This window comes from Streptomyces sp. NPDC097640, from assembly GCF_040302705.1.
Classification (GTDB): domain Bacteria; phylum Actinomycetota; class Actinomycetes; order Streptomycetales; family Streptomycetaceae; genus Streptomyces.
This window is the reverse complement of record NZ_JBEOSB010000001.1, coordinates 45,658-67,142: the sequence shown is the minus strand read 5'-3', so window position 1 is coordinate 67,142 and position 21,485 is coordinate 45,658. Positions and strand designations below refer to the sequence as shown.

At 72.5% G+C, this 21,485-nt stretch carries 1 protein-coding gene (running past both ends of the window); it reads right to left on the bottom strand.

All 21,485 nt of this window come from inside a single coding sequence — locus ABTY62_RS00070, lonely Cys domain-containing protein (RefSeq protein ID WP_352127015.1), on the bottom strand. Of the gene's 55,092 coding nucleotides, 26,868 precede the window and 6,739 follow it; the stretch shown corresponds to coding positions 26,869-48,353 — codons 8,957 (complete) to 16,118 (partial); the first complete codon in reading order (the gene reads right to left) occupies nucleotides 21,483-21,485. Both codon boundaries (start and stop) fall beyond the window edges.

Sequence of the window (21,485 nt, the reverse complement as noted above, 5' to 3'; positions counted from 1 at the left end):
ACCGTGAAGTGGTCACGCCGGCCCGGACCGATCACCCCCAACTCGGCGAGGTGAAACACCCCCAGCTCTGCCAGGCTCCGTGCCCGGCCGGCGTCCTCGGCGTCCCGCACCAGTTCGAGCAACCGCGCCCGCGCGGCCTGGTCCACCGGCACGCCCTCCGGCAGACCCAGAACATGACGGGCCAGCGCGTCCACGTCGAGCGGACCGTTCCGGAACCGCCGGTCGCGCCCCCGCAGCACGTCCAGCTTCTCCAGCGCCGCCGCGTCCTCGGACAGGGTCACCCCCACCGTCGCCCGCCGCACCAGGTCCTCTTGTGGCACACCGGCGAGTTCGGCCGCCTCCTCGGACGGCCACCCGGAAGCCTGCACGGAGAACGCGAAGTCCCGTACGTCCAGTCGATGTTCGCCCTCGGGCAGCCCCTGCTGAAGAGTGCGCAGCGCGTCGTCCAGGAAGCCGGTGAACGCCCGGTGCGCGGCCCGCGCACGCGCCTCGTCCTCACTGCCGGTGCCGTACCCGGTGATGTCGATCCGCGGCAGCGCGACGCCCGCCCGCCAGTTCCGCATACCGGCCAGCGCCACCTCGAACGCCAGCCCCCTGAGAGTCTCCCGCTGCTCCCCGAGCAGATGCTCCGTTCCCTGGGCCCAGAACACCACCGGGGTCAGCACCGGCAGCGCCCGAAGCGGCCCGTCCACCCGCGACGCGACCGACGGTGGGTCAACCGGTGCGGTGAACACCCGCCGCGGGGCGGACTCCTCCAGACTGGGCATCTCCTGCCCCGACGACGCCCGCGCCACCGGCCGCGCCTCGCCCGCGTCCCTCAGCGGCTCCCACGCCGCCACCTCGTCCGGCAGAGTCGGCATAGCCGTCGTGGCCGGAGTCGTCGCGGGAGCGGCAGGCGCGGGGGGCCTGGGGTTCGGGAGCGGGTACGGCCGCGGGGCCGGGAGCGGGGCGTCCTGGACGACTGGCGGGCTCTCCACCTCCGCCCGGTGCCAGACGGCGCCGGAGGCGCCGAGCACGGTGAGCACCGGCGCGCCCTGATCGTCCGTGCCGGACAGGTCCGTCGGGGTCTCGGTCCACCACACAGGACGGCCCAACCGCGTCAGCCGCCTGGCCACCGCGCCGATACCGGGAGCGGGCCGGGCGTGCGAAAGGACGACGGTGCTGCCCGGCCCCTTGTTCATCAGGGTGGGGTCGTTCGCCATCAGCTCCACGAACTCACCGACCGGCATCCGGAACACGCGGCTGCCGATGAACAGCGTGATGATGTCCGGGTCCCGCTCGTCCAGTTCGATCCGCACCAGGTCGGGGACCGGAACGGTCGCCTGCTGGTTGCGGCCCTGGGGTGGACGCTGGTGCCGCCACGGCGTGTCCTCCAGACCGTCGGGCGTACGGATCCGCGCCAGGTTCACCTTCTTGCTCGGCTTCGGCTCCCCCGTGAAGTCACGACCGCTCCCCTCGACTCCGTCCAAGGCCGTGTCCATGGCGGTGTCATCGAACGCCCCGTACTCCTCGACGTCGTACGCGGCCGCCGCGTCCGGGTCGGACGCGTCCCGCCCCACGGCGAACGCCCGGGTGAGCACGACCCGCAAGCGCTCACGTTCCCGCGGGTCGACGTCGAAGGCCGGGTCCAGGTGGAGCACCCGCACGGCCAACGCGTCGCGCTTGGTCTCGTCCATACCGGGCGCGTCCAGCACCTCCCCGGCCTTGACCCGCGCCCAGAACATCCGCGACCGCTCCGCCTCCCGCACCTGACCGGGGCTGGACAGCTTCAGGGCGTCGACGGTCTCGGACCGCGCACCATCCCCGTTCAGCCACCCCGCGGCCTCCCGCACCACCGGCAGGACCACGAAGTCCCCGAACGGCACCCCCGCCGCCCACGCCGTCGCCGCCTCGGCCAGCACCCGGCGGACCACATCCTGGTCCACCCCGACCCCGGGCCCCGCACGCTCAGCGATCACCCGTCCCAGCAGATCCAGCGTCAGCGGACCCGCCCGCTCGAAGTCGTCGTCGGCCCGCCACATCGAATCCACCGCCGCCACACCGCGCAGCAGCTCCCCGAGGTCGGCGCGGTCCTCCGCATAGATCCCGAACATCGACTTCAGCGCCCGCAACGCATCCAGCGTCCGCACCAGCACCGCCGGCGGCACCGCGCCGGGGCCCGAGTGCAGCCTGGCGACCCGCGCCAGCCGGTCCAGCTCCGCACCCTCCGGCTCCGGCCGCTCCAGGGCGAACTCCCGCGGCCGCCCCCGGGCATCGGTGGTCAGGCTGCGCATGTATTTGCCGTTCTTCCGCCCCTTCCCCTGCGGGCCGTAGGAGACGCGCGCCCAGTGCCGCGTCGCGTTCACGATGCGCTGTCCCACAGACACCTCCCGCAGCGGATTGGCCACGAACACATCGGGAGCGAAGACGTCCCTCCCGGCGGGCCCCGGCCTGTTGCTGTCCTCGGGAGACCCGATCCAGCACGCGGGGAGGTCCAGCCAGCGGTCCTTGGGCAGCCGGGACACCAGCCACGTCACCCACGCCACCGCCTCACCCCCGCCGACGAAGCGGTTGACCACGCCGTTCCCGCTCCACACCGACAGCACCATGTAGCCCGGCACGCCATGCATGAAGATGCGGTACGCGTCAGCCTCAGGGAACGGACTGCCCTCGGGGCCCGGGCGCGGCAGCTCCAACTCCCGCCCAGCGGCGCGCAGGGTGAAATAGTCGTTGACGTACGTCGTCATCTGGTCGACGTGGCGATCCGTCTCCTCGAAGTCCCGCGCGTACTCGGCGGGGGCGAACGAGGCGTCGCCGATCTGCTCCCCGGTCGCCTCACTGACGATCGGCCACAGCACCACGTCGGGGTACCAGCCGGGCACGCTGTCATCGAGAACCGGCCCCTGGCCCGGCCGAAGCGGGAACCACGCACCCTCGGGAACCCCCGGCCGCCCGACGACCAAGTCGATGCCGCCCTTGTCGTCAGGCCGCGGGCTGACCTTCACCTCACCGCTGTGCGGCCACACCACCAGACCCGTACGGTCCGCCAGCTTCTGCAACAGCAGACTGTGACGGCCCAGGAAGGGAACGGCCAGCACGATCGGGGTGCCCGCCGGCAGCCCCGCCCGCGCCACGTCCGCCGCCACCAGCTCCACGAACTCCTCGATGCCCGCGTCCCGCGTCGAACCGTCCGGCAGCCGCGCCACCAACCTGCCGTTACTGCCGTGCTTGCCGTCCCGCCAGTCGGCCCCGACGACATACGGCACCCACTCCTTCGGCCACGGCGTCTCCCGCCTGGGAGCGCCGCCCATGGCCAGGGAACCGTCCGGCCGCGGCATCAGGACGTCGCTGAAGTCCATGTCCAGCTCCAGGGCGTCCAGGGCCCCCAGGGCCTCCGGCCCCAGCCAGTTCAGACCCGGAACCCGGTGGCCCCCCACCGTGAAGTAGCCGCTCTGATCCGGCCCGGTCGCCCTCAGCCGTTCGAGATGGAACGCCCCCAGCGCGGCCAGACTCCCCGCCCGCCCAGCCTCCTCGGCCGCCCGCACCAGCCCCAGCAGCTCCGCGCGCACCGCCTGGTCCACCGGTGCACCCCCCGGCAGGTGCAGCACCTGACGGGCCACCGCGTCCGCGTCGAACGGGCGGCTCCGCAGTCCCCGGTCCTTCCTCTGCAGAGCCTCCAGTCGCTCCGCCGCCGCCGCGTCCGGAGAAAGGGTGAACCCGACCGTCGCCTGCCGCTCCAGCACCGCACGCGGCACACCGGCGAGCGCGACCGCCTCCTCCGAGGGCCCCTCGGGAGCCCACCGCACGGAGAGCGGGAAGTCCTCCGCGGCCAACCGCCCCGCCCCCTCGGGCAGGCTCCGCTGAAGGATGTCCAGCACCTGGTTCAGATGCCCGGTGAACGCCGCGCGCAGAGCCCCCGCGCGCCACTCGCCACCATCAGCGACGCCGGCGCCGTACCCGATGATGTCGGTCCGCGGCAGCGCGGCGCCCGCCGGCCGGTTCCGCAGACCGGCGGTCGCCACCTTGACCGCCAGCGTCCTGATGGCCATCTGCCCGTCCGGGGACGGGCCCGTCTCACCCGGCCCGAACTCCACCACGCTCAGCGTCGGCAACTCGGAAGAAGGCGCGGCCGTCCGCGGGGCGGGGGGCGCGGCCGTCGGCGGGGCGACCGGCCCGATGAACACCCGCGAGCCGGATTCCCCCCGGACGGATGCCGACGGCCCCGACGGCGCCCGCGACCCGGCGCCGTCCGCGCCGGAAACCCCGGCCGCCTCCGGGGCGGCACCCGCCCGGTCCGCCGCCGGGGACTCCGGAGCCTGCTCCCACGCCCGCTCGGCGGCGTACCGCGGCGTCAGGTCGAGACCGGTCAGCCCCAGGTCCGTCTCGGTCTCGTCCGCGGCCCACTCCAGGAGCACCGGCAGTGCCTGTGCCAGTGGCGGGGCCGACTGCCCGAGGGAGACGAAGTGCTCGTCGGTCAGGGCCAGCAGACGGCTCCAGGTCAGCGGGGAGTCATCGCCCTGGTCCGCGCGCCACTGGTCCAGCGCCTGGAAACCACGCAGCAGGGCCTCGAACGCCGACTCGTCGTCCTCCTCGGACATCGACTCGTCGTCCTCCTCGGACATCGGCTCGTCGTCCTCCAGCAGCGGCCCGTACACCAGCCGGACCGCCCGCCACCACCGCGCCACATCCCCAGCCCGGTCCCGGTCACCGGTCACCCGCTCGGCCCACGCGGCCAGTTGGACCGACGACGGCTCCCGGCGGAACCCCGCCAGCCAGTCACCCTCCGCCAGCTGAAGCCGCACCACCCGCTTCTGCCGGACCACGCCGTCCTCGTCCGCCACCTCCTCGACATCCGAGGCGAACCCGAACTCCAGGCCCTGGGCGGAGGTCCACACCCACCGGTCGAAGCCCGTACCGTTGGCCAGCACCTGACCCGCCAGCGGCCACTCCAGCGGATCACGGCCACGCGCATGCGGACCCGCCACATCCGCGCCCGCCACCAGCACAGCCGTATCCCACGGCGCCGCCGTCAACTCCGGTGCGCGCGCGAAGAGATAATCCACCACCCGCGGGTAGCCGACTGCCACGCCCGAACCGTCCCGGACCCGCAATTCCGCCGCGGTCCCGTCCCCGTCCATACCGACCAGGAACACCTTGTCGAACGGCGCATCCTCCCGCGGGCCCTCCGCCACCGCCGCCGGAGTCCCGGCCGCGCCCTCGGGCGCCGGCCCCCGCCGCACCCGCGTGACGTACTCCACCTCAGGCAGCAGACCGTAGGACCCCTGTCGATACAGCCACGGTCCGGCTACTACGCCACCCCGCAGCGACACCCCCACCTGCACACCCGACGCATTCAGATGCTGCACGTGCGACACCCGGTCCACCGGAACCCGGGTCCCGTCCAGCGCCTCGATCTCCGCCTTCCACTCGATCGCGGGCGGCGGCGGCCCCTCGCGGACAGCCGTCAGCACCCGCTCCGCGCTCCTGACGGCCCCCTCGACACGCGCACGCAGCCCGGCGGGAACGGTCCCGCTGCCCAGGAGAGCGGACGCCCGCCCCACCGCCGTGGCCATCAGCCGATACGCCTGGCTGTCCGCGGGCAGCCGGATGTGCCCCAGGGCGTAGCGGGCCAACGCCTTGGCCACGGTCATCCCCTCCGCCGCCGTCAGCAGCGGCTGGGGCGGGCCGTCCGCCCGCGGCACCCCATTGGCGGCCAGCCACATGAGCGGGAGGGATCCCCGGACCACCGGATGGTTCACGATCCGTTCCAGCGACCGGATCAGCACCTCGGGCGACAGCGGGACCCGGGCCGCCACCGCCTCCTGGTACATCTGCCGACCGAGTTCCGCCAGTTCGGCGCCGGCCCGCTCGATCTCCTCCTCGGTCATCGTCCTGCCATCGAACCCGTACCCCCGCAGCTCGTCCACCGCCAGCGGGACCGCCAGCGTGCCGTTGCCGGTGTCCAGGCCCGGGAGTTCCTCCATGCCGACCGACTCGTACTGGCCGATCCGCCTCCCCTGGGACGTCAGTCCCGTCAGAGCGGCGGTCAGATGCTCGCGAGGGGGCGGCACTTCGTCGGCGTCGAAGAACCCGTACGGGACGGCCTCGCCCGGCCGGTGGCGCGCGAAGGTGCGCTCTATCTCCTTCGTCAGCGCGGCGTGGGCGATCGCGCTGAGCTGGTCATGACGCTTGTCGAGGAAGTCCCGCGAGTCAGGCCGCAGAGCCCGCCTGACGCTGTCGAGCGCGGACCGGGACACCACCGCCAACCGGTTCTTGAGCAGGTCCGAGGTATCCGTGAACGCGTCGTTGACCGGTCCGGTGGCGACCTGGTTGAACGCCATCCACGCGTATCCCCAGACCTCGTTCACATCCGGAATGGCCGCCAGGAACGGCAGAAGGTCCGCGACCGCCGGGTCGCGGTAGCCGAGCCGGCCCACCAGTTCCTGGGCGGCCTGCCCCCCGAAACGCCTCCCCGCGACGAACAGGGGAAGCGTGTCCTTGCGCCACAGCCGGCCGATGGCGTGATCCCAGAGCATCATGCGGCCCACCGCGGGGGGACCCAGGGAGAACTGCGCGTAGGGGCGGCCGTCGTAGTCCAGAGCGAGGGGATGGACGGTGGTCGCCTGGCCGAGCTCGGTGATCTCCCACCCCGGAAGATCCCCCAGAAGCTCCACCAGCGGCATCGGACGCCCGCCCTGCTCGGCCGTGCCCGTCCGCGCCAGGCGGTCACGGACCAGCTTCCGCTTGGCCTCCGCCGCCGCCCAGGACTGCCGCCGCTCCCCCGGAATCACGGCCGCCGGATCGGTGTCGACCTCCGGGATGAAATGCACGACCCCCTCGAACCTCACCCCCGGGGGCTGTTGCGCCGTCGGATCGAAGAGCCGGTCCGTGGCGCGGTCGAGCCAGAACTCCGTCGCATCGACGGTGACCCTGATTCCGGGGCCATGCGCCAGCACCTCCTTCCGCAGATCGGGCCGCTCCCCCAGGCGCTCCGGGATGCCGAGCCTCCGCAGAAGGTCGGGGGTGACGGAGATGTCGAGCGGATAGCGGTACTCGATCTCCGGGCCGAGGGCCCCGTACTCATCACGCACCGCCCCGTCCAGCACCGCATGCGCCACCGACGACGACTCCACGAACGGCTCCAGCGCGTCCGCCACCACCCGCCCGGACGGACCGACCACCACCGCCCGCGCGTCAAACAACAGCGCCACATCCGGGGGATCCATCGACACCCGGTGCCCCTTGCGCATCGACGCGTCCACCCACACCACACCATCCGCCGTGTGATACGCCGCAAACGCATGCCCCAGCCCGTCCTCCGGCCGCCGCGCCAACACCAACGCCACCGAACCCGGCCCCGCGAGCCGCGCCTTCTCCAGCGCCTCCTCCACCGCACCCCACGACCCCACCCGACCCCACCCAGGACCCACCACCAAACGGGACGCCGCACCCGGCCGATCCAGCACCGAGTCATCCACCACACCCCCGGCCCGCACACCCGAAGGAAGCAACACACCCGGATGCAACTCATCCCGCAACGCACCCAACAACTCCAGACACCGCCGCTCCGACACACCACCCGACGGCAGCCCCACCGCCACACCATCCACAAGGGCCGTCAGCTCCCCACGGGTCAGCACCCGGGGAGCGGAGTCCGGGGCAGCGGCCTGGCCGCCGTGAAGCGCCGCCATCCCCGCCGCCTCCGCCCCGTACCGAGCCACAGGGGGCAGAGTCGTAGTCGTCGTGGGGAGCGGGAGCGGGAGCGGCCGTGGGACCGGCCGCGGGGCGTGCTGGACATTCGGTGGCGGGAGCTCCACCGCCGCCTTCTGCCAGACGGCGCCGGAGGCCGCTCCGGCGGACACGGTGAGCACCGGATTGCCCTGGTCGTCCTTGCCGGACAGGTCCGTCGGGGCGTCGATCCACCACACGGGAGCGCCCAGCCGCTGCGCCAGCGCCCACGCCACCTCGCCGGCGTCGGTACCCAGCCCGGCGTGCGAAAAGACGACCTCGGTGCCCCTTTCCTTGGCTGTCAGAGTGGGGTCGCTCGCCACCACCTCCAGGAACTCACCGATCGGCCCCCGGAAGCCACTGCCTCCGATGGTCATCAGGATGGTGTCCGGGTCCTGCGGATCCAGTTCGGCCCGCACCAGGTGGGGAACGCTCGCGGCCGCCTGCTGGTTCGGATCCTGGTTACGCCATGGCGCGTCCACCAGATCGGGCGTACGGACCTGCGCCAGGTTCACCCTCTTCTGCGGGCGCGGCTCCCCCGTGACGTCACGACCGCTCCCCTTGGCCCCGTCCAGGACCGTGTCCAGGCCGGTGGCGGTGTCATCGAACGCCCCGTACACCTCCAGGTTGAACGCGGCCGCCACGTCCGTGTCGAACGCGTCCCGCCCCGCGGCGAACGCGTGGGTGAGCACGGCCCGCAGCTCGTTGAGGTCCGACTCGTCCACGTCGAAGTCCGGGTCCATGTGGAGCACCTGCCGGGCGAGGTCGTCCATCTCCATCTCGGTTGTGCTCAGCAGTTCCATGGTCTTGACCCGCGCCCAGAGCATCCGCGACCGCTCCGCCTCAGCCATCGGACGGGTGCCGGGCAGCTTCAGGACGGTGACGGCCTCGGCCTCCGCCTCATCGCCGTCCAGCCACTGGGCGGCCTCCCGCACCACCGGCAGGTCCACGAAGTGCCGCAACGGCAGCTCCGCGCGCTCCCCCCGCGGGCCACGGGGCCGTGTCTCCCACGCCGTCGCCGCCGCGGCGAACACCCGGCGGGCGACGTCCTGGTCCACCCCGGACGCGGCCTCCGGACGCGCCGCGATCACCTGCCGCAGCAGATCCAGCATCAGCGGACCCGCCCGCCGGAAGTCCGGGTCGGCCAGCCACATCGAATCCACCGCCGCCACCCCCCGCAGCAGCTCCCCGAAATCGGCACGGTCCTCCACATGGACCCCGAACATCGACTTCAGCGCCCGCACCGCTATCAGCGTCCGCTCCAGCACCTCCGCCGGCACCGGGCCATCCCCCGAGTGCAGCCCGGCCACCACCGCAAGCCGGTCCAGCTCCGCACCCTCCGGCTCCGGCCGGTCCAGGTCGAACTCCCGCAGCCGCCCCTGGGGATCGACGAGCAGGGACCGCACGTACCTGCCGTCCATCACTCCCAGCCCCTGCGGGCCGTAGGAAACTCGCCCCCAGAGTCGCGTCGCGTTCACGATGCGCTGCGCCAGAGAGATCTGCCGCAGCGGATCGGCCACGAACACCTCGGGGGCGAAGACGCTCCTGTGGACGGGACCCGTGCTGTTGCTGTCCTTGGGCGACGCGATCCAGCAGCAGGGGAGGTCGAGCCAGCGGTCCTTGGGCAGCCGGGACACCAGCCACTTGACCCATGCCACCGCCTCATCCTCGCCGAGGAAGCGTTCGACCACGCCGTTCCCGTCCCACAGCGTCAGAACCACGTAGCCCGGCAAGCCATGCATGGTGATGCGGTACGCACCGCTCTCGGGGAACGGACTGCCCTCGGGACCCGGACGCGGCAGCTCCCGCTCCAGGCCATGGGCGTTCAAGGCGCTGTGGTAGTGGGTGAACGTCGTTATCCGGTCCGCGTGTCGGCTCGGCTCCTCGAAGTCCTTCGCGTACTCGCCGGCCCCGAACGAGGTGTAACCGATCTGTTCTCCGATCGCCTCGCTGACGACCGGCCACATCACCACGTCGTGGTACCAGTCGGGCACGCTGTCATCGAGAACGGGCCCCTGACCCGGCCGGAGCGGAACCCAGTCGCCCTTGGGGACTCCCGGCCGTCCGGTGACCGTGTCGATGCCGCCCGTCCCGTAGGTCCGCGGACTGACCTTCACCTCACCGCTGTGCGCCCGCACCACCAAACCGGTACGGTCCGCGAGCTTCTGCAACAGCGCGCTGTGGCGGCCCAGGAAAGGAACGGCCAGCACGATCGGGGTGCCCGGCGGCAGACCCGCCCGCGCCACGTCCGCCGCCACCAGCTCGATGAACTCCTCGACGTCCACGTCCACCGCCCAACCGTCCGGCAGCCGCGCCACCACCTTGCCGTCCCGCCAGTCGGCCCCGACGACGTACAGCCGCGTCCCCTTCGGCCACGGCGTCTGCCGCCCGGGGCCGCCGAGGGCCAGGGAACCGTCCGCCTGCGGCGTAAGGACATCGCTCCAGTCCGTGTCCAGCTCCAGGCCGTCCATCGGCCCCATAACGTCCGGTCCCAGCCAGTTGAGACCCGGCACCCGGTGTCCATCCACCGTGAAGTAGCCGCTCTGGGCCGGCCCGGTCGCCCCCAGCCTCTCGAGGTGGAACGCGCGCAGCGCCGCCAGGCTCCCCGCCCGCCCGGCCGCCCCGGCATCCACCACCAGCCCGAGCAGCCCCGCACGCACCGCCTGGTCCACCGGCGCACCCTCCGGCAGGTGCAGCACACGACGGGCCACCACGTCCACATCGAACGGATCGCCCCGCAGCGCCCGGTCCCGCCGGTGCAGAGCCTCCAGCCGCTCCGCCGCCGCCGCGTCCGGGGGGAGGGCGAACCCGACCGTCGCCTGCCGCCCCAGCACCTCACGCGGCACACCGGCAAGCGCGACCACCTCGTCCGAGGGTTCCCCGGGAGCCCACTGTACGAAGAACGGGAAGTCCTCCGCGGCCAGCCGCTCCTCCCCCTCGGACACCACCTGAAGGATGTCCAGCACCTGCTTCAGATGGCCCATGAACACCGCGTACGCAGCCCGCGCCCGCCACTCGCCACCGCCGGCGACGTCGGCACCGTACCCGGTGATGACAATCCGCGGCAGCGCCGCGCCCGCCTCCCGGTTCCGCAGACCGGCGGACGCCAGCTTCAGCGCGAGCGCCCTGATGGCCCGCTGTCCGTCCCCGGACGGGCCGGTCCAGTCCGGCGCGAACTCCACCACGCTCAACGGCCGAAACTCGGGAGGCAACACGGCCGGCTGCGGAGCGAGCGGAGCAACCGGGGCGGGCGCCTGCGGAGCGAGCGCGGCGGGAGGCGCGGGTAGCGCGGCCGGCTGCGGAGCGAGCGGGGCGGGCGGCTCGGACGTCTGCGGGGCGACCGGCGCGGCCAGCACTCGGTCGGCGAAGTCGGTCGCCTCCCCGGTGAGTGGCCGGGCGGCGGGGAGCTGTGCGACTCCCCTGGCAGCCCCGGGCTCGGACCGCGGCGGGAGGGCTGGTGTGGGCGGTGCGTCCGTCAGCGGGATACGGACCGCTGTGGCACCGGTTTCCCGCTCGTCGGGCACCAGCAGCAGACCCGAGGAATCCGCGGACAGCGTGTACGGCACCGTCGGGAAAGCCTCCAGCACCTCGGCCGCGTTGGCCGCACGCCCGATCCACCCGCTGTCCCCGTACAGCAGCGCACCACTGGGCTCATGCAGGAAATCGGCACCGAACCGCCGCCAGCCCTCCGGCTCCAGCACCCGCCCCACACCATCAGGACCACCGGGAAGCCGGACCCGGCCCGCGTCACTGACCTCGTAACCCAACGGCTCAGAACGAGAATCCGCCCGACGCTCGAAACCAAACCACTCCTCCCGGCCCTTCCCCTTGCCCGCGGACACCCCAGCAGACGCCTCAGCGGACGCCTCGGCGGCAGGCACCTCCACCAGCGCGGCAAACCGCGGCCCCGCCACCGTCACCACACGCCCGATCGGCCAGTGCGCCGCCAGCGGATCCACACCCGCATCCGGCGAACCGCCCCGCAAGCCCCCCAGACGCGAACCCAGCCGCCGCACATCCGACCACCGTGGAAGGCCACGGCGCCCGGGGCCTCCCGGCCCACCGGCGGTACCCGCCCGGCCCGCCACCGAGGACTCCGGGGCCTCCTCCCACGCCCGCCGGGGTTCATACCGCGGCGTCAGATCGAGGCCAAGGAGGTCCAGGTCCATCCCGACCTCGTCCGCGGCCCACTCCAGGAACTGCGGCAACGCCTGTGCCAGTGGCGGGGCCGACTGCCCGGAGGAGACGAAGTGCTCGTCGGTCAGGGCCCGCAGACGGCGCCAGGTCAGCGGGGAAGCGTCACGCCGACGCGCCCGCCACTCATCCAGCGCGCGGAAACCACGCAGCACAGCGTCAAACGCCGCCCCGTCGTTCTCCAGCAACGGCCCGTACACCAGCCGGACCGCCCGCCACCACCGCTGCACATCCCCAGCCCGCCTCCGATCACCGGTCACCCGCTCGGCCCACACCGCCAACTGCACCGACGACGGCTCCCGACGGAACCCCACCAGCCGGTCGCCCTCCGCCAATTGAAGCCGCACCACCGGCACCTGCCGGGTGACACCGTCCTCGCCCACCACCTCCTCGACACCCGAGGCGAACCCGAACTCCAGACCCAGGGCGGAAGCCCACACCCCCCGGTCAAAACCGGTGCCATTGGCCAGCGCCTGACCGGCCAGCGGCCACTCCAGCGGATCACGACCAGCCGCATACGGGCCCGCCACATCCGCACCCGCCACCAGCACATCCGTGTCCCACGACGTCTCCGTCAACTCCGGGGCACGCGCGAAGAGATAATCGATCACCCCCTTGTAGGCGAACGCCACACCCGAAACACCCGAACCGTCCTCGGACCGCACCGGCAACCACGCCGCGGTCCCGTCCCCGTCCAAACCGACCAGGAACAGCCTGCCGAACGGCGCCTTCTCCCATGGGCCCTCCGACACCACCACCGGCGTCTCCGCGCTGCCGTCCGGCTGCTCCCACCGGACCTCCGTGACGTGGCCCACCTCCGGCAGCAGGCCGTAGGACTCCTGCCGCCCCAGCCACACCCCGCCCCCGCGCAGCGACACCCCCACCGGCGCGCCCGAACGGTTCGAGTGCTTCACGTGCCACACCCGGGCCGCGGGAACCCTGGACCCGTCCAGCGCCACGATCTCCGCCTCCGCCAGCCACCCGATCGCGGGCGGCGTCGGCGCCTCGCGGAGAACCTTCAGCGCCTTCTCCGCACCCCTGACAGCCTTGCTGACGTCCTCGCGCTCGCTGGCGGGCACGGTCCAGTTCGCCAGGAAAGCGGACGCCTCCCCCACCACCTCGGCCAGCAGCCGATACAACGGATCGGCTGTGGGCAACGGGGTGCCCAGGGCATAAAGACCCAGCGCCTCGGCCGATTCCTGCCCGCCCCTCACGGTCAGCAGCCGCCGCGGCGCGCCGTCCACGTGCGGCACGCCCTCGACGGCCAGCCGCAGGAACCGGGAGAAGTCCCGCACCACCCGGTTGTCCAGAATCCGTTGCACCGACCGGCGCAGCTCCTCGGGGGGCAGCGGGACCGAGGCCGCCACCGCCCGCCGGTACAACCGCTCACCGAGGGCCGCCAGTTCGGCGTCGGTCTGCTCGATCTGCTCCTCGGTCATCAAGGGTTCGCCGTCCACCGCCAGCGCCCGGAACTCGCCCAGCAGCAGCGCGACCGACAGCCGGGCGCTGTCGGTGTCCAGTGGGAACTCCGCCATGCCGAGCGTCTCGAACGGGGTGGTCTGCCTCCCCTGGGACGTACGCCCCGTCAGCGCGGCCGTCACCTGCTCACGTGGGGAGGGCGCGTCGCCGACCGCCCTGTCGAAGAACCCGTCCGGGACGGCTTCGCCCGGCTTGTACCGCCGGAAATAACGCCTCATCAGCGCCGTCAGCTCGTCGTGAACCAGCTTGCTGAGCGCGTCGTGATCCTCGTCGAGAAAACCTCGCGTGTCCGGCCGCAGTGCCCGGCGGGCGCTGTCGAGCGCGTGCCGCAGCGGCAGCGGCAGCAGGTTCTTGAACAGCTGCGGGGGCTTGCTCGCCGGCTGGGCAGCGGCCTGGTTGAACATCTGCCAGGCGTATCCCCAGACCTCGTCCACATCCGGGATGACCGACAGGAACGGCAGGAACCTCGCCGGTACCTTGTCGCCACCCATGATCCGGGTCACGAGTCGCCGGGCGGACCGCTGCCCGGCCTGCCGCCCCGCCACGAACAGATCCAGCTGATACGGCGCCAACAGCCGCCCAAGAGCGTGGTCCTGGGCCGCCCTGAACCCGAACGCCGGGGTGCCCAGAGTGGGCTGGTGGTAGGAGCGGCCGTCATACCCCAGACCGGGAGGATCAACGATGACTCCCTGGCCGAGTTCGGCGATCTCCCACCCCGGAAGGTCTTCCAGAAGCTCCCGTAGCGGTATCGGACCGCCCCGCTCGGCCGTGCGCGCCAGCCGGTCACGGATCAGCTTCCGCTTGGCCTCCGCCTCCGCCAGGGTCTGCCGTCGCTCACCCGGAATCGAGACCGCCGGATCAACGACGACCTCCGGGATATACCTGGTGACGAGTTCACTCCCCGGGGGCACTTGAGGCGCACCGATGTCATAGAGCCGCTGGGTGGCGGGGTCGCGCCAGAAGGGCGTCGTATCGAGGGCGATCTTGATGCCGGGACCTTCGGCGATGACCTCCCCCCGCATATCGGGCGCCTCTCCGGGGTCCTCCGGGATGAGGACGCCAAGCCTCCGCAGGAGGTCGGGGAGGAGGGGGACGGTGAGCGGATAGCGGTACTCGGTCTCGGTGCCGAGGGCCCCGTACTCATCGCGAACCGCCCCGTCCAGCAACGCGTGCGCCACCGACGACGACTCCACGAACGGCTCCAGCGCGTCCGCCACCACCCGCCCGGACGGACCCACCACCACCGCTTGCGCGTCAAACAACAGCCCCACATCCGGCGGATCCGTCGACACCCGGCGCCCCTTGAGCTTCGACGCGTCAACCCACACCACACCGCCATCCGCCGTGTGATACGCCGCGAACGCATGCCCCAGCCCATCCTCCGGCCGCCGCCCCCGCACCAACGACACCGACCCCGGCCGCCGCGCCAACACCAACGCCACCGAACCCGGCCCCGCGAGCCGCGCTTTCTCCAGCGCCTCCTCCACCGCGTTCCATGAACCCACCCGGCCCCACCCAGGACCCACCACCAGACCAGACGCCGCACCCGGCCGGTCCAGCACCGAGTCATCCACCACGCCCCCGACCCGCACACCCGAAGGAAGCAACACACCCGGATGCAACTCATCCCGCAACGCACCCAACAACTCCAGACACCGCCGCTCCGACACACCACCCGACGGCAGCCCCACCGCCACACCATCCACAAGGGCCGTCAGCGCCTCACGGCTCAGCACCCGGGACGCGGAGTCCGGGGCGGCGGCCTGGCCGCCGTGGGGCGCCACCGTCCCCTCCGCGCCCGCCCCGTAGCGAGCCCCCACGGCCAAAGCCGCCGAGGGCGGAGCCGATGTCGTCGCAGTCGAGGTCGTCGCGGGAGCAGCAGCCACGGCGGACTTGGGCAGCGGCTCCGGGACCGGGCGCGGGGCGGGCGGGACGGGCGGCGCCGGGAGCTTCGGCACCGCCTCCTGCCAGACGGGGCCGGAGGCCGCACCGGCGGACGCGGTGAGCACCGGCGCGCCCTGGTCGTCCTTGCCGGACAGGTCCGTCGGGTCGTCGGTCCACCGCACAGGACGGCCCAGCCACTGCGCCAGCCGCCTCGCCACCTCGCCGATGCCGGGAGCCGGGCGGGCGTGCGAAAAGACGACTTCGGTGCGCTCTCCCTTGGCTGTCAGGATGGGGTCGTTCGCCATCAGCTCCAGGAACTCACTGACCGGTATCCGGAACACATCGCCGTCGAAGTCCAGCTGGATGGTGTGCGGGTCCTGCGGGTCCAGTTCGATCCGCACCAGGTAGGGGAACGGCACGGCCGCCTGCCGCTTCCGGTTCCGGTTCCGCCACGGCGCGTCCACCAGCCCGCCGGACGTACGGATCTGCGCGAGGTTCACCCGCGGCCACGACTCCCCCGTGAAGTCACGACCGCTCCCCCGGATCCCGTCCAGGAGAGTGTCCCTGTCGGTGACGGCCAACGCCCATTTCACCTCCAGGTGGTACGCGGCCGCCACGTCCGTGTCGAACGCGTCCCGCCCCACGGCGAACGCCCGGGTGAGCAGGGTCCGCAGGTCCTCACGCTCCGACCGGCCAACGGCGAGGCTCGGGTCCAGGTGGAGCACCCGCACGGCGAGCACGTCCACGTCCACACCGGGTGTGCTCAGCAGGTCCATGGTCCTGACCCACGCCCACAGCATCCGCAACCGCTCCGCCTCACCCAACGGACCGGAACTGGACAGGCTCAGGGCGGCGGCGGCCTCGAACCTCGCCTCACCCCCCCGCACCCACTGCGCGCCCATACGCACCACCGGCAGATCCACGAAGTCCCACCGCATGTCCACGCGCCCGCCCTGCGGACCACGAGGCCGTGCCTCCCACCACGCCGCCGCCTCGGCCAGCACCCGGCGGACGACCTCCTGATCCACCCCGGACGCCGCCTCCGGACGCACCTCGACCACCTGCGGCAACAGATCCACCGTCAGCGGACCCACCCGCCGGAACTCCGGATCGGCCAGCCACATCTCGTCCACCGCCGCCACCCCCCGCAGCAGCTCCCCGAAGTCGGCACGGTCCTCCACATGGACCCCGAACATCGACTTCAGCGCCCGCGCCGCTATCAGCGTCCGCTCCAGCACCTCCGCCGGCACCGGGCCACTCCCCGAGTGCAGCCTGGCCACCACCGCAAGCCGGTCCAGCTCCGCACCCTCCGGCTCCGGCCGCGCCAGCTCCCAATCCCGGGCCCGCCCCTGGGGATCGGTGAACAGGGCCCGCACGTACTTGCCGTTCGCCGGCAGCTTTATCTCCGACTGCGGGCCGTAGGAGACCCGCGCCCAGCGCCGCGCCCCGTTCACGATGTGCTGTCCCAGAGAGATCTCCCGCAGCGGATCGGCCACGAACACCTCGCGGTCGAAGAGGGATCCCTGGAGAGGACCCGGCGTGTCGCTGTCCTTGGGGGACGCGATCCAGCAGCAGGGGATGTCGATCCAGCGGTTCGCGGGCAGCCGGGACACCAGCCACTTCACCCAGGCCACCGCCTCACTCTCATCGATGAGGCGGTTGTACACGCGGTCCCCGCTCCGCACCACCAGCACCATGTAGCCCGGTACGCCATGCAGGCTGATGCGGTACGCGTCGGCCTCGGGGAACGGACTGCCCTCGGGACCCGGACGCGGCAACTCCACCTCCGGCGAAATGGTCTTCAAGGGGAATGTGTAGTCGACGTACGTCGTCATCTGGTCGAGACGGCGGTCGCCCTCCTCGAAGCGCTGCGCGTACTCGGCGGGTTCGAACGAGGCGTCGCCCATCCGCTCCCCGGTCGCCTCGCTGACGATCGGGAACATCACCACGTCGGGGTACCAGTCGGGCACGCTGTCGTCGAGAACCGGCCCCTGGCCCGGCCGGAGCGGAATCCAGGCACCCTTGGGAACTCCCGGCCGCCCGACAACCGTGTCGATACTGCCCTTCCCGCCGGCCAGCGTGCTGACCTTCACCTCACCGCTGTGCGGCCACACCACCAGACCCGTACGATCCGCCAGCTCCTGCAACCACGGGCCATACCGGCCCAGGAAGGGAACGGCCACCACGATCGGGGTGCCCGGCGGCAGACCCGCACGCGCCACATCCGCCGCCACCAGCTCCACGAACTCCTCGACGTCCACGTCCCGCGTCGAACCGTCCGGAAGCCGCACCACCACCTTCTTCTTGTTCACGCGCGAGTCGGCCCCGACGACGTACGGCCACTCCCTCTTCGGCCACGGCGTCATCCCCCCGGGGCCACCGAACGCCAGGGAACCGCCCGCCTGCGGCGTAAGGACACCGCTCCAGTCCGTGTTCAGCTTCAGGGCGTCCGCCCCCAGCCAGTTCAGACCCGGAACCCGGTGTCCCCCCCGCGTGAAGTGGCCACTCTGGGCCGACCCGCTCGCCCCCAGCCTCTCCAGCTGGAACGCGCCCAGCGCCGCCAGACTCCCCGCACGCCCCTTCGCCTTGGCGTCCCTCACCAACCCGAACAACTCCGCACGCACCGCCTGATCCACCGGCGCGTCCTTCGGCAGGTGAAGCACATGACGGGCCACCACGTCCACGTCGAACCGGCCGCGCCGGAACCGCCGGTCCCGCCCGTGCAGAGCCTCCAACAGCCGCTCCGCCGGAGACACGGCGGTCCGCACGGCGAGCGGAACGGGTCGCGCGGCCGTCTGCGGGTCAACCGGCGCGGTGAACCGCGAAATGCAGCCCCCCCGCATGGACATCACCCGCTTCGGCGCCAATGCCCACGATCCGGCACCGTCCACACCGGAAACCCCGACCGCACCCCGGGCCGCGACCCCGCCGGAACCCTCGGCCGCCTCCGGGGCGGCGGCCCGGCCGCCGTGGAGCGCCACCGTCCCGTCCTCGTCCGCCCCGTACGGAGCCCGCACGGCCGAGGCCGAAACCGCCGAGGGCAGAGCCGGGGTAGCCGAGGTCGTCGTGGGAGCGGCAGGCCCGGTGGACCCGGGGAGCGGGTACGGCCGCGGGACCGGGTGCGGGGCGGGCGGGACGGGTGCCGCCGGGGCCTCCGGCACCGCCAGGTGCCAGACGGGGCCGGAGTCCGCACTGGCGAACGCGGTGAGCACCGGCGCGCCCTGGTCGTCCGTGTCGGACAGGTCCGTCGGGTCCTCGGTCCACCACACAGGGCGGCCCAGCCGCTGCGCCAGCCGCTTCGCCACCGCGCCGACGTCGGGAGCCCAGTCGGCGTGCGAGAAGATGACCTCGGCGCCGTTCATCCGCTTTGTCAGTACGGGGTCTACCGCTGTCAGCTCCGAGAACTCACCCACCGGCAGCTCGAACACCTGGTCGTGAATGGTCAGCCGCATGGTGTCCGGATCCCGTTGGTCCAGATCGGCCCGCAGCAGGTAGGGGAGGAACGCGGCCGCCCGCCGGTTCCCGTTCCGGTTCCGGTTCCGCCACGGCGCGTCCACCAGCCCGCCCGGCGTATGGATCTGCGCCAGGTTCACCCCCGGCCACGACTCCCCCGTGAAGTCACGGCCGTGCCCCTGGACCCCGTCCAGGACCGTGGCGCTGCCGGTGTCGTCGAACGCCCCGAACACCTCCCGGTCGTACGCGGCCGCAACGTCCGTGTCGGACGCGTCCCGCCCCACGGCGAACGCCCGGGTGAGCGTCTCCCGCAGTTCCGCACGTTCCGTCGGGTCGACGTCGAAGTCCGGGTCCAGGTGGAGCACCCGCCGGGCGAGCGTGTCCACGTCCACACCGGGTGCGGTCAGCAGGTCCACGGCCTTGACCCACGCCCACAGCATCCGCAACCGCTCCGCCTCACCCAACGGACCGGAACCGGACAGGTTCAGGGCGGTGGCGGCCTCGGACCTCGCCTCATCCCCCAGCACCCACTGCACGCCCAGCCGCACCACCGGCAGGTCCACGAAGTCCCACGGCGTGTCCATGCGTTCGCCCCACGGGCCACGGGGCCGTGCTCCCCACGCTGCCGCCGCCGCGACCAACGCCCGGCGGGCGACCTCCTGATCCACCTCGACCCCGGCCCCCGCATGCGCCGCGATCACCCGCCGCAGCAGATCCAGCGTCAGCGGGCCCACCTGCCGGAACTCCGGATCGGCCAGCCACATCTCGTCCACCGCCGCCACCCCACGCAGCAGCTCCCCGAAGTCCGCACGGTCCTCCGCCCAGACCCCGAACATCAACTTCAGCGCCCGCACCGCCAGCAGCGTCCGCTCCCGCTCCTCCGCCGGCACCTCGCCATTCCCCGTGTACAGCCCGGCCACCACCGCAAGCCGGTCCAGCTCCGCGCCCTCCGGATCCGGCCGCTCCAGGACAAACTCCCGGGGCCGCCCCTGAGAATCGGAGTACAGCGCCCACCTGGGCCTGTTGGTCCCGGGCCGCTTCCCATCCGACAGCTGGGCGTTGGAGGCACGCGTCCAGCGTCGCGTCGAGTTCGCGATGCGATGCGCCACAGAGATCTCCCGCAGCGGATCGGCCACGAACACCTCGGGGTCGAAGACGCTCCTCATGGTGGGACCCCGGCTGTCGCTGTCCTTGGGGGAGCCGAGCCAGCAGTCGGAGAGGTCGATCCAGCGGACCTTGGGCCGCCGGGACACCAGCCACTTCACCCACGGCACCACCTGACCCTCGTCGACGAAGCGGTTGACCACGCCGTTCCCGCTCCGCATCGCCAGCATCATGTAGCCCGGGACGGCATGCGCGCTGAGGCGGAACCCGTCGGCCTCGGGGAACGGACTGGCTTCGGGACCCGGACGCGGCAGCTCGAACTCCGGCCCCTCGGTGCCGGTGGGGAAGCCGTAGTGGATGAACGTCGTCATCTGGTCGCTGACGCGCTCCGTCTTCTCGAAAGCCCTCGCGTATTCCTCGGGTTTGAACGAGGCGTAGCCGGTCTCCTCTCCGGTCGCTTCGCTGACCACCGGCCACATGACCACATCGCGGTACCAGTCGGGCACGCTCTCGTCGAGAACGGGCCCCTGGCCCGGCCGGAACGAGGCCCAGTCGCCCGTGGGAACTCCGGGCCGTCCGGCAACCGTGTCGATGCTGCCCGTCCCATCGGACCACGCGCTGACCGTCACCTCACCGCTGTGCGCCCACACCTCCAGACCGGTACGGTCCGCGAACTGCTGGAGGACCACGCCGTACTGCCCCACGAAGGGAACGACCAGCACGATCGCGGTGCCCGGCGGCAGACCCGCCCGCGCCACCGCGACCGTCACCAGCTCGATGAACTCCTCGACACCCGCGTCCCGCGTCGAATCGTCCGGCAGCCGCACCACCACCATGTCGCCACGCCGGTCGCCCCCGACGACGTACGGCACCGTCCCCTTCGGCCACGGCGTCTTCCGCCGGGGACCGCCGGCCGCCAGGGAACCATCCGGCTGCGGGACAAGGACATCGCTCCGGTCCATGTTCAGCTCGAGGGCGCCCACCGCCCCCATGACGTCAGGACCCAGCCAGCTGACACCCGGGATCTGGCTCCACTCCATCGTGAAGTAGCTGCTGTGGCCCGGCCCGACCGCTCCCAACAGGTCGAGGTGGAACGCGCCCAGCGCCACCATGCTGTCCGCTCGCCCGGCCGCCTCGGCGGCCCACACCAGCCCGAACAGCTCCGCACGCACCGCCTGGTCCACCGGCGCATTCGCCGGCAGGTGCAGCACACGACGAGCCGCCGCATCCACATCGAACGGGCTCTCCCGCAGCCTGCGGTCCCGGTCGTGCAGAGCCGCCAGCCGCTCCATGGCCACCGCGTCCCGGGAGAGGGTGATCCCGACCGTCGCCTGCCGTGCCAGCTCCGCACGCTCCACACCGGCGAGCGCGACCACCTCGTCGGAGGGTCCCTCGGGAGCCCACCGCAGGGACACCGCGAAGTCCTGCGCGGTGAGTCGCGCCTTCCCCGCGACCGGGGCCCCCTGAAGGAGGTCCAGCGCCTGGTTGAGCCGGCCGGTGAACGGCGCGTACACGGCCCGCGCACGTCCCTCGCCGCCGTCGGCGACGTCGGCGCCGTACCCGGTGATGTCGAGCGCCGGCGGCGCGACGCCCACATCCCGGTTCCGCAGACCGGCGGCCGCCACCTTGAGCGCCAGTTCCCACATGGACTGCCGCCCGTTCCC